The organism is Verrucomicrobiota bacterium (assembly GCA_016871495.1).
In the GTDB taxonomy this organism is placed as follows: Bacteria; Verrucomicrobiota; Verrucomicrobiia; order Limisphaerales; family VHDF01; genus VHDF01.
This window is the reverse complement of the sequence record VHDF01000067.1, coordinates 16,176-27,736: the sequence shown is the minus strand read 5'-3', so window position 1 is coordinate 27,736 and position 11,561 is coordinate 16,176. Positions and strand designations below refer to the sequence as shown.

Annotated in this window: 8 protein-coding genes; 5 read left to right on the top strand and 3 right to left on the bottom strand. The window is 60.6% G+C overall.

What is annotated here, in order from left to right; genetic code table 11:
• Positions 1-218 precede the first annotated feature (218 nt).
• A complete protein-coding gene (locus FJ404_14065; protein ID MBM3823986.1) occupies positions 219-1,811 on the top strand; it encodes a phosphoglycerate dehydrogenase in 1,593 nt (530 codons plus the stop codon).
• A 3-nt stretch (positions 1,812-1,814) separates the two neighbouring features.
• Positions 1,815-2,822 (top strand): hypothetical protein, encoded by a 1,008-nt coding sequence (locus FJ404_14060; GenBank protein ID MBM3823985.1) that lies wholly within the window; start codon positions 1,815-1,817, stop codon positions 2,820-2,822.
• Between the two features lie 115 nt (positions 2,823-2,937).
• Here FJ404_14060 and FJ404_14055 read toward each other — a convergent pair whose 3' ends face one another.
• Genes FJ404_14055 through FJ404_14045 form a run of 3 tightly spaced genes read right to left on the bottom strand, consistent with a single transcriptional unit; the run spans position 2,938 to position 6,613 of the window.
• Positions 2,938-4,395, bottom strand: coding sequence for a hypothetical protein (locus FJ404_14055; protein ID MBM3823984.1), 1,458 nt, complete (start codon positions 4,393-4,395; stop codon positions 2,938-2,940).
• Entirely contained in the window at positions 4,392-6,287 is a 1,896-nt protein-coding gene (locus tag FJ404_14050; GenBank protein ID MBM3823983.1) for a cation acetate symporter, read from the bottom strand. Before FJ404_14050 ends, FJ404_14055 begins: the two co-directional genes overlap by 4 nt.
• Positions 6,284-6,613, bottom strand: coding sequence for a DUF485 domain-containing protein (locus FJ404_14045; protein MBM3823982.1), 330 nt, complete (start codon positions 6,611-6,613; stop codon positions 6,284-6,286). The genes FJ404_14050 and FJ404_14045 overlap by 4 nt, the downstream gene beginning before the upstream one ends.
• A gap of 484 nt (positions 6,614-7,097) precedes the next feature.
• On the opposite strand from FJ404_14045, the gene FJ404_14040 reads away from it, so the two are divergent.
• From FJ404_14040 to FJ404_14030, 3 genes are read left to right on the top strand one after another with little or no spacing between them, the layout of a single operon-like run.
• Positions 7,098-8,090: an isoaspartyl peptidase/L-asparaginase gene (locus tag FJ404_14040; GenBank protein ID MBM3823981.1), complete on the top strand. Its 993-nt coding sequence runs from the start codon at positions 7,098-7,100 to the stop codon at positions 8,088-8,090.
• Positions 8,091-8,136: 46 nt separating this feature from the next.
• Positions 8,137-10,086 (top strand): DUF1549 domain-containing protein, encoded by a 1,950-nt coding sequence (locus FJ404_14035; GenBank protein MBM3823980.1) that lies wholly within the window; start codon positions 8,137-8,139, stop codon positions 10,084-10,086.
• A complete protein-coding gene (locus tag FJ404_14030) occupies positions 10,076-11,482 on the top strand; it encodes a DUF1501 domain-containing protein (protein MBM3823979.1) in 1,407 nt (468 codons plus the stop codon). Before FJ404_14035 ends, FJ404_14030 begins: the two co-directional genes overlap by 11 nt.
• The last annotated feature ends 79 nt before the right edge of the window (positions 11,483-11,561 follow it).

Genomic DNA, 11,561 nt, shown 5'->3' with positions numbered 1-11,561 from the left:
CCGATGTTGTTGGTAGGGCGGGCCTGTCCCAGCCCGCCGCCCACGGGATGCAAAACATCATGCTCCGGCGGCGCGCCGGGACGGACGCGCCCTACCTGCATCACCGGCAACATCGGGATGCACCGTGCGTCCGCAGGCCGAGGAGTCTAGGTTTGACCGTCCCGCGAGCCCTACCTACAGTGCCGGGCCGCCAGGAAAGGCGGGACCATTGATTCGAAATGAAAATACTTGTCTGTGACCCGGTTTCAGCCAAGGGCGTGGCCCTCTTTCAGCAACGTTCTGAGTTTCAGGTGCAAGTGCTGGAGAAGCGATTGACCGAGGATGCATTGCTGCCCGTGGTGGCGGATGTCTCGGCCATCGTGGTGCGGTCGGAAACGAAGATCACACGAAAAGTCATCGAGGCGGCGCCGAAACTTCGCGTGGTGGGCCGGGCCGGAGTGGGGGTGGATAACGTCGATGTCGATGCGGCCACGCAGCGCGGTGTGGTGGTGATGAACACGCCCGGCGGCAACACCATTTCCACTGCGGAACTCACGTTTTCCATGCTCATGGCCTTGGCGCGCAGGATTCCCCAGGCCCATTCCTCCATGAAAGCGGGCGAGTGGAATCGAAAATCCTTTCAAGGCGTCGAACTCTACAAGAAAACCCTCGGCATTCTTGGCATGGGCCGCATCGGGAGCGAGGTGGCGCGGCGCGCCATTGCGTTCGGCATGCGCGTGCTCGCCTACGATCCTTATCTCGCTCTTTCTCGCGCGCGGGCGATGCAGGTGGAATTGGCGGAATTGGACGCTATTTACGCCGCGTCCGATTTCATCACCGTGCACATGCCGCTTACCGATCAAACGCGCAACATGCTCAATCGGGATACCTTCGCCAAAATGAAGCCCGGCGTGCGGCTGTTGAACTGCGCGCGAGGGGGTATCATCAGCGAAGCCGACCTCATCGAGGCGATCAAAGCGGGCCAGGTGGCGGGGGCTGCCCTGGACGTGTACGAAGTGGAGCCTCTGGCCAAAGATTCTCCGTTGCGAGCCTTGCCGGAAGTCATCATGACGCCCCATCTCGGCGCGAGCACGGAAGAAGCGCAAGACAACGTGGGCATCGAGGTGGCGGAAGCGATCACGGATTACTTGCTGCAAGGGGAGGTTCGGAACGCGGTCAACCTTCCGAATCTCGACGCGAAGACTTACGAACAGGTCAAGCCTTACCTCGCCTTGGGGGAAAAACTTGGGCGCTTGCTGGCGCAGATTGCGCCCAAACGCAACGAACGCGTCATCGTCACCTACGGCGGCAAGGCTCAGGAGGTTCCGACCGATCCGGTCACCCGCGCGGTGTTGAAAGGATTCCTCGAAGGCGCGGGCGGGCAGGATGTCAATCAAGTGAACGTGCGAACCCTCGCGCAACGGCTCGGGCTTACCGTAGAAGAGGTCAAGTCGAACGAGGAAACCGATTTCAACGAATGGCTGCACGTGGCGACCGTGTGCGACCAAGGCAAAACGGCCTCGGCCGGAGGGACTTTCTTCGGCGGCCACAATGAGTCGCGCATCGTGCGCATCCATTCCCAACCCGTCGAAGTGGTGCCTTCCGGAATCCTTTTGTTGATGAACAACAAGGATCGCCCGGGCATCGTGGGCTATGTGGGTACGTTGATGGCGAAGCACCGCGTCAATATCGCGGGCATGAGCCTGAGCCGGGACACCCAGGGAGGCCAGGCCCTCACGGTGCTCAATATCGACAGCGCTCCTCCCGCGGCGTTGCTCTCCGAAATCACCCAAGACGCCGACATTTCAAACGTTCGCGTCGTCCAATTCTAAATCATGAAAACAAAATCGCTCTGCTTGGCTGCGCTCGCTTTGATGTTGGGACTCTTTCGCGGCAGTGCCGCCGAGGCTGTGGCCGACCCCGTGCTGGCCAAGGGGAAAGGCTTCGAAATCAAAAAAAGCGAGGTGGACGAGGCTTTTCGCCAGACGGCCGCGAACGCGAGGTTGCGCGGGCAAACGATTCCGGACTCCCAAAAGGCCGACATCGTGAATCAGTTGCTCGACCGGTTGGTCATCACCCGCATCCTCGTGGGCAAGGCGACGGCCGCGGAGAAGGCGGACGCCGCCAAGAAGGCAGACGAGTTCGTGGCCAACGCGCGCAAGCAAGCCGGCACCGAGGAAATCTTCAAGCATCAGGTCACTCAAAGCGGGATGTCCGTGGAATCTCTGCAGAATCGCTATGCCGAGCAGATGACCTTGGAAATGGTGGTCGAGCGCGAAGCCGCCGCCCTGACGCCGATCTCGGACGAGAAGGCCCGCGAGTTCTATACGGAAAACGCGTCCAAATTTTCCAAGCCGGAGCAGCTCCGCGCCAGCCACATCCTGATCACCACCCAGGATCTCAAGTCGGGCGAGCCCCTGGCGGAGGCCCAGAAGAAGGAGAAGAAGAAGCTCATGGAAAAAGTCCTGGCGCGGGCGAAAAAGGGCGAGGATTTCGGGAAACTGGCGAAGGAATTCTCCGAGGATCCGGGCTCGAAGGACAGCGGAGGCGAATACACGTTCCCTCGCGGGCAGATGGTCCCGGAATTCGAGGCGGCCGCTTTCGCGCTCAAACCCAACGAGGTGAGCGACATCGTCACCACGCAGTACGGCTACCACATCATCAAGCTCAGCGAACGCATTCCGGCGGAGAAGGTCGAGTACGAGAAAGTGGCGGAAGATCTGAAGAAAACCCTCCGCCGACAGGCTTTTCAGGCGCAGCAGGCGGAGTTTTTCGAACGCATCAAGTTCGAGGCGGAAACCAAGATCCTGTCGCCCGCCAGTCCCGCTTCGTTCAAGCCGTGACGGGCGTCCCGCCGGTCCGTCCCTCCAGCCACTTTCGGCAGCGCCGCTTGAGTTCGGTATTGTAGGCGATCGTCAAACCGTAATAGACGACGGTCACGAAAACAGAATCCGACAACTACTCGAACTTGAAGCTGACCAGGACGGCGATCGTGACCAGAAGGCAAGGCCCCAGGTAAAGCATTCCAAAGGCCCGGGACAATCCGCGCAAGACCGTGGGCTGGGAAAGTCCGGCTTTCATGGAGAGCCAGCGCATCGTGTCGAAGTCGGAAAAAACCACGAGCACGGGACCCGCGGCACTGATGAGCGCGAGGGTTCGCATCGTTTCAAGCGAACCCTTGCCGGACTGCTGGACGAGCATGGAGAACGGAAGCAGGAGGCTTGCGAGCGTGAGAAGGACCAGTAAACCTCTTTGCCGACGAATGAAGGTTTCCATGAAACCTTCCGTCAGGCGAGCGCTGCCACAAGGCGTGGTGGAAACGAGTTCCAGCAGACCGCTCCGCCTCATCTCATGCCAGGGCTGAACGCCGGACATCAGGGCTTTGATTCTCGCGACCATTCCGATGACGAGAGGGAGTCCCACCAATGCAGCATGGCCTTCTTCCGACGAGTTCAAGAGTTGGGTCAAAGCGAGAACCACCCAGACGGCCGTGAGCCAATTCATGAGGAGTGATCCCGAAGTGGCGGCCTGCATCAGCCGGTCCCAGAACTCGGGGAACCGATTTTCTTTCTTCGTGACTCTGCCATGGCGCGGACTGGACGTCGACGAGGCGGGAGGCGTTTCCACGACCTGCTGGGCAAGGGGAAGCCGGGCCAGGCGTTGGGTGTTCAACCCTGCCTGAAGGATGAAGATGCCGACTCCGATCCACTGGGCCCCCAGCGCGGCCCAGTAATGGGCCGCACCTTGACCCGTAGGCGCGTTGTAGAGGGATGCCTTGGCGTGGAAGAGGGCCCCCAGGGGAGTCAGGATCGCGCAGAGGGCGGCTGCGAGTTCAAGGTCATTGGATCTCGAGAAGATCCAGGCAACGCCGGGGAGAGCACCAATGACAAAGAGCCAGAGCAAGCTGGTGAAAAGGGGAGCGCGATGGGTGTCCGGTTTCGAGGATGCGTACAGGCCGCACGCCAGAGAGAGCATCATTGTGCTGAAGAGCGCGGCGAGTGTTCTCGCCACCTCCCACCCCTCGATACCGCCCATCAATAACGGAATCATGAAGACGGGCGAAATCGCGAGCCACGCCCCCGTGGTTTGCCCAGCCAGGATGACGAGTTTGCCCAGGACGACGTCGCGTCCGCGGAGCGGGGTTAATAAAAGCAGGATCAAGTTCCCTTCCCGGTGTTCCGCACTGAGCGCGTCGGAAGTGAGGAATGCGCCGGCTCCGAGGCTGGCGAGGAACACGGTTGCGGTGAGAAACCCCAAGGGGAGGCGGCCGTCGAGGTTGGAGCTTAATCCGCCCAGCAAGATGGCTGCGGTGAGCGATGCCGTGCAAATCGCCGCGAAAAACAGCCTTAGATGCCAGGTCGTGGCCTGGCGCGAGGCCCGCTGGAATTCCCGCTCGATGACGGGCCAGGAATTCAATGACCTTGGTGTTCTTGAATGTACTCCTGCTTCAAGCCCAACTGTTCCGGCGCGTGAAGCACCAGCATTTTCATGCGAATGTCGTTGGGAATCGAAGCTGAAGTGGCTTTCGACACCACGATCATCAGGAGGATCGCCAGCGGCACGGCCCAAATCGCCGGCTGCTCGCAGAGAATTCTGAGCAGGGGATGCGCCGCCCAAAACGGGTCCAGATCGATCCACTTGAGGTCGCTGAAGTTGGTCAGAGTAACCGCCGCCAGGGCACTCACGCCTCCCACCAGCATGCCGGTGGCCGCTCCGGTCATGGTCATGCCCCGCCACCAGCAACTCATGAAGAGCAGAGGAAAATAACTCGCCGCGGCGATGGCGAAGGCCTGGCCCACCATGAAATTGATCTGCAGTCTCTCGACTTGCGAACCCAGCAGAATCGAAACTCCACCCACTACGAAGGCCGCAATCTTGAACATGCGCATGCGTTCCTCAGGCGTCGATTGAGGACGCCACATCCGTCCATAGACGTCATGCGCCAGCGCCCCGGTCATGGAGACCAGCAATCCGCTAAAAGTGCTCATGAACGCGGCGAAGGCTCCCGCGCAGGTGATGCCGCTCAGAATGCTCCCGAGGACCCCGGAAGATTGGGCGGCAGACGCGGACGATCCGGCTTTGACCGTCGCCGCCGAGGGGGCGCCCGTGCCCGCGTTCAGCACGCGTGGCAGTTCGAGCACAACCTTGTCGGTGCCTTTCGCGCCAGTGCCCTCGTACAAGGATGGCATGAGGTTGCGCCCCATGACCCCGAACACCGGCGGGAACAAATAAAACACCCCGATCAGGATCATGACCCACATCGTGGTTCGCTTCGCCGCCACCCCATCCGGATTTGTGTAGAAGCGGACCAGGATGTGGGGAAGTCCCGCCGTGCCGCAAACGAGTGCGATGATGAGGGAATAGGTGTAGAGCAAGGCATACGGCTTGGCCTCGTCTCCCGATAGCCCCGCCGCCTTCGCGGCTTTGGTGGTCAGAGGGCCAAACGGTGAAATCCAGGTTGAATCCGAAGGGGCCTTGGCCGGAAGCGCGGCGCGAGCCGATACTCCGTAGGGATCGGATGGCGCTTCGGCCACGGTGGCAGACGGGGAGGGAGGTGCTCCTGTCCGGTCGTTTTGCCCGAGTTGCCGGCCATAGTGGCCATGAACCGCCATGAGCACGAAGATAGGGACGGAAATCGCGAACATTTTCGCCCAGTACTGGAAAGCCTGAACCAGCGTGATGCCTTTCATGCCTCCGAGGGCCACGTTCAACGTAATCACCGCGCCCACGATGAGGACTCCCGCCCAATAGGGGAATCCTTTCAGCGCTTCACCTTGGTCGTTACGAGGCGCCAGCATTTCCAAGGCGCCTCCTCGCAGATCGACGCTTTGGAAGATGTAGGAGAGCGTCGTGCCCGCCCCCTTCATTTGCGGCATGGTGTAAAAGAAGCCGATGAACAAAACGAAGATCACCGCGATCTTCCGAAAGAGGGGGGAATCGAACCGGCCCTCGGCGAAATCCGGGATCGTGTAAGCCCCGAATCTCCTCAAGGGACCGGCGATGAACAGCAACAGAAACAGATAACCGCAAGCGTAACACACCGGATACCACAGCGCGTCATACCCGCTGCTCATGACCATGCCGGCGACCCCCATGAAACTCGCGGCGCTGAGGTACTCCCCCGAAATGGCGCTGGCATTCCAGCCGACACTCACGCTGCGGCCGGCCACGAAGAAATCGCTCGCCGTCTTGGCTTTTCTGGCCGACCAGAACCCCATCCAAATCGTGACCACCACCGTGACCACGCTCAACCCGAGGATCCATGGATCCACGGCAATCACCCCCAACAGGCCCATCGAATCGCTCATCGTGAACCGCCTTCCCGGGTGTTGCTTTCCTGGACTTCCGCCACTTCGGACTCCTCGAGGGCAATGGACTTGCGGATGAAGATCCAGGAAACGAGCCAGACATAGGGAAAAAAGAGCACGCCCAGAATCAGCCAGCTCAGGGTGAAGCCAAAAACTCGCGCGGCCATCAACTCGGGGGCGAAATAATTCAGCAACGGCAGGGCCATGAGTCCGGCCAGGAAAGCGGCGGCGCAGGCGACCGACAATCGAAGCTGCTTGCGCATCAGGCTGTGCAGGAACGTTTCGCTATGAATCTTGTCGCCAGGAGGCGGTTCCGGGGAATGCATGAGAGGGATTTACCAACCAGCCGCGTCCGGCGCAATGTTCCGCTGGGGCGTGCAACCGGGGGGGTGTCCGGAAGCTCGACCCAGTGCGGTCGTGAATCAGCCCGCGCCTTGAGCGTTCATGCCGATCCCCGGTGACGCGATTGGGATCAGGAACGACGGAACGCCTGAACCAGAGTTTAAGAGATCCTCGGCGCGTGCGCAGGCATGCTTGACCTCATGGGTCGGGTTGAGAAGAGTCGGGGGAAATCCAGTCCCTGAACCGAGACCCATGCAATCGAAACCGTTTCGAGGGCTTAGCCCGGATATTTCATGCACGGGACGCCCGGTGAGGACACCGGGCCTACAAACACGGAGGCAGTCGCGATTGTAGTACGCCGCGTGCCCTCACGCGGCGTACTGTCGCGGATTCAAGTTAAGTATGAAATATGCGGCTCAGGCGGTTCCCAGTCAAACGTCCGGTGTGATTTTTCCAAATATGAACAAGATGCTTTCCTTTTTCATCTTCGTGGCGGCCGCCGCGGCTTCGGTCGTGGCACTCGCGCAAGAGCAGGATGTGGTGTTGGTGATCCATGGCGGTGCTGCCTCGCGCGAGGACGCCCTCATCACTCCCGAGTGGGAACAGCGGGCCAGGGCGGGATTGAAGCGCGCCGCTGAGGAGGGATTCGCGGTCTACCGCCGGGGCGGATCAAGTTTGGATATCATCGAGGCCAGCATCCGCAGCATGGAAGATGATCCCGTGTTCAATGCCGGCAAGGGTGCGGTTTACACCTTGCAGGGAAAGAACGAGCTCGACGCCTCGATCATGGAAGGACGCGGACTGAAGGCTGGGGCCGTGGCGGGCGTGACCCACGTGAAGAATCCGATTTCGGCCGCGCGCGCGGTGATGGACAAGACCAAGCACGTTCTTTTGGTGAGCGAAGGCGCCAACACTTTTGCGCGCGAAAACGGTTTGGAGATGGTGGACCCTTCCTATTTTAGGACCGAGGAGCGCTGGCGGGAGTTGCAGGAGCATTTGGCGAAACAGAAGCCGCGGGGAAATGTGGATCCACCACGGTCCACGCATTGGTCCACGGTAGGCGCCGTGGCTCGCGACGCGAAGGGGGATCTGGCGGCCGGGACCTCGACCGGGGGCATGGCTTACAAACGATACGGTCGCGTGGGTGATTCGCCGATGATCGGTGCCGGGACCTACGCGGACAATGCGGCGGCCGGGATCTCCGCGACGGGACACGGGGAGTTTTTCATCCGTTACGCGGTGACCCACGACATCGTGGCCCTCATGAAGTATCGGAATCTCTCTGTCCAGGCAGCGGCGGACGAGGTGATTCAAGGCAAGCTCAAGCCGGCCGGAGGCATGGGCGGAGTCATTTGTCTGGACAAGAACGGGCGAGTCGCAAGTTCGTTCAACACGGACGGGCTCTTTCGAGCCTACGTGAAAAGGGACGGATCGATCACGGTGAAACTCTTTCGGGAATAGGGATGTTCTGATTGCCTGGCGCGGTCGTGCCGGGTAGTGTTCGAGGATGAACCCCGCGACCCCTGATCGTGTTCTGGTCAAGGACAGGCCGGGGACCCTCGCGCTCGGGTCAAAGCCGAGCCTCCCAACTCCAAGGGCGTTCAAAGTGGTGATCAGGGATTTCTGGCCTGTTTGGCTCCTGGCCGGATTCATCACTTCGGGCTGGTTTGGCTCATCGCTGAGGGCCGAAACGGCTCAGGCGAGGTCCGATCGTGGTTGGAATTTAGAGCGGAATTTTTGGGCCTTTCAAAGGCCTGTTCTTCATCCGCGTCCTGCGGTTCAGAATATTCGTTGGCCGCGACAGCCTGTGGACTACTTTGTTCTGGCCCGGATGGAGCAAGAGGGATTGTCACCCTCGCCTCAGGCTCCGAGGGCCGTGCTGGCGCGCAGGCTGGCGCTTGACCTGACGGGATTGCCGGTCGATCCGGAGGATCTGAATCGTTTCCTGAAGGATCGGTCTCCTGGGGCGGTGGAGCGTTTCGTCGATCCCCTGCTGAGTTCCCCCCGATTCGGGGAGCGGTGGGCCAGTGTTTGGCTTCCTTTGGCTCGATACGCTGAGGATCAGGCCCATCAAGTGGGGGCGGATACGAAATACTTTTATCCCAATGCCTGGAAGTATCGGCGATGGGTTATCGACGCCTTCAATCGTGACCTGCCTTACGATCGGTTTCTGAGCTTGCAGCTGGCTGCGGATCGAATTGACGGGACGAATTCGATGGATCTGGCCGCATTGGGATTCCTTGGGTTGGGTCCCAAGTACTACGATCGCGGGAGATTGGCAGTGCAGGCCGACGAATGGGAAGATCGAATTGACACGGTTTCGCGGGCGATGCTCGGGTTGACCGTGGCCTGCGCGCGCTGTCACGACCACAAGTCCGATCCCATTTCCACGCGTGATTACTATGCTCTGGCAGGAGTCTTCGCCAGCACCCGCATGGTGAATCGAACGAGGGACGGATCCCCCCTGAAGGATGATCTTCAATCCACGAACTTGCCGCCGGAAACGCTGCACATCGTTCAGGACAGCGAGAACGTTCGCGATATGGAGGTTTTCCTGCGTGGAAATCCGGAGCGGAAAGGGGAAATTGAGCCGCGCCGTTTCCTGGAGGTGCTTTCCCGTGGAGAAGTCCGCCTCTTTCGAGACGGCAGCGGGAGGAAGGAGTTGGCTGCGTGCGTGGCGAGCGCGGAGAACCCGTTGACGGCCCGGGTGTGGGTGAACCGGGTTTGGGGGGAGATTTTCGGGCGTCCGCTCGTTTCGACACCCAGCAACTTCGGACATTCGGGCGCCTTACCCAGTCATCCTGAATTGTTGGATGATTTGGCGGCGCGTTTTATGGCGGGCGGCTGGTCGGTGAAGGCACTGGTCCGCGAGCTCGTTTTGTCGTCCACGTATGCGCAAACCTCGGTGGTGGAGAGCGGGTTGGGCTTGGGCGCGACGAAGGACCCGGAGAACACCTGGCTGGGGCGCATGAACCGGCGCCGCCTGACGATTGAGCAATGGCGTGACGCGATGTTGCATCACGCGGGGCAGTTGGACTTTTCGGACGGGCCTTCGCAGGAGATTGACGAGGTCTCGAATCGCAGGCGCACCGTGTTTTCGCGCGTGAGCCGGCTCGAGCTCAATGGATTGCTGATGCGATTCGATTATCCGGACGCCAATGTGCATGCCGAAAAGCGGGGAGCGACGACGACGGCTTCACAGAAGCTGTTTCAATTGAACAGCCCCTGGGTCATGGACCTGGCCTCGGCCTGCGCGCGGCGCCACGGTTGCGAATGCGGTGAGGATGGCGAGCGTGTGGGCGAGCTCTACCGGCGATTGTTCGCGCGCGCGCCCTCCCTTGAAGAGCAAACTCTGGCGGCGGACTTCCTGCGGGCGGGCGGCTCGAACGGGGAGGCGAGGTGGGATCACTATGTTCAGGCGTTGTTGGTATCCAACGAGATGATGTATGTGGACTGAGAATTTCGGGCCAGAAGCTTCGGGCGCGATCTCGCGCCGTTGCCTGCTGCAAACCCTGTGCGCCGGGTTTGGGGGGGTGAGCTTGTCGGCCCTGCTTGGATCCGTCTTGCCGTCCGCAGCCCGTGGAGCGCTCATTCCGGCACGGGCCAAGCGGGCGATTTTCTTGTTCATGAACGGCGGTCCCTCTCATCTGGACACGTTCGATCCCAAGCCCGTGTTGAAGCGCATGGAGGGTCAACAGCCGTCGGGCGAGCTTTTCAAGAAAAGCAAAGGCAGCGGATTCATGCCTTCGCAGTTCTCGTTTGCGCGGCATGGGGTGAGCGGGATCGAGGTGTCGGAGACGCTGCCGAGGCTGGCGAGCCAGATCGATGAGTGCTGCATCATCCGTTCCATGCACACGGACGTGCCGAATCATGAGCCCGCGTTGTTGCAGATGCACACCGGGAACCAGCAACCCATCCGCCCTTCCCTGGGTTCGTGGCTGTTGTACGGGTTGGGCAGCGAGAATCAGAATCTGCCTGGCTATGTGGTATTGCGTCCGACGCCCAAAATCGTGGTCGGGCCGGCGCTTTGGTCGAACAGTTTTCTGCCGGCGCAGTTCCAGGCCTCGAGCGTGCTCACTTCCGATATGCGGGTGGAGAAGTTGGTGGCCCATGTGCGGAATCCCAGGATGGGAGAGGCCGAGCAACGAGAGCAGATGGATCTCCTCCTGGCGTTGAATCGCCGCCACCAGGATGCGCGGGGGGGAGACCCGGAACTGGAGGCGCAGATTCAGGCGATGGAGACGGCGTTTCGCATGCAACGCGAAGCGATGGACGTTTTTGATATCGGCAGGGAATCGGAGGCGACTCGCGCGGCTTATGGTTCCTCTCCCTTTGCCCGGTCGTGCCTTCTGGCGCGCCGGTTGGTTGAGGCCGGGGTTCGATTTGTCACGGTCTATTATGTGGGGGAAAACAATCAGCCTTGGGACACGCACTCCAACCACCATGAGGGGCACAAGAAACTGTGCGCGGATGCGGACCAACCCAGCGCGGCGTTGATCGAGGATCTGAAGCAACGCGGGTTGCTGGAAGACACGCTGGTCCTATGGGGCGGGGAATTTGGAAGGACTCCTTACGCGGAAGACAGGAAGGATACGAAATCCGGACGCGACCATCATCACACGGCCTTCTCGATGCTTTTGGCGGGAGGGGGGATTCGCGGTGGGACGGTCTATGGGGCGAGCGATGAGTTGGGCATGAACGCCACCGAGAATCCGGTGCATGTCCATGACTTGCATGCGACCCTCCTCCACCTGTTTGGTCTGGATCACGAGAAGCTGACCTATCGGTATGCCGGGCGAGATTTCCGGTTGACGGACATTCACGGGCGCGTGGTGCGCGAAATCATCGCCTAGCACGGAAATTTCATACTGAGCTTGAATCCGCGACAGTGTGCCACGTGAGGGCACGCGGCCTACAATCGCGCCTGCCTCT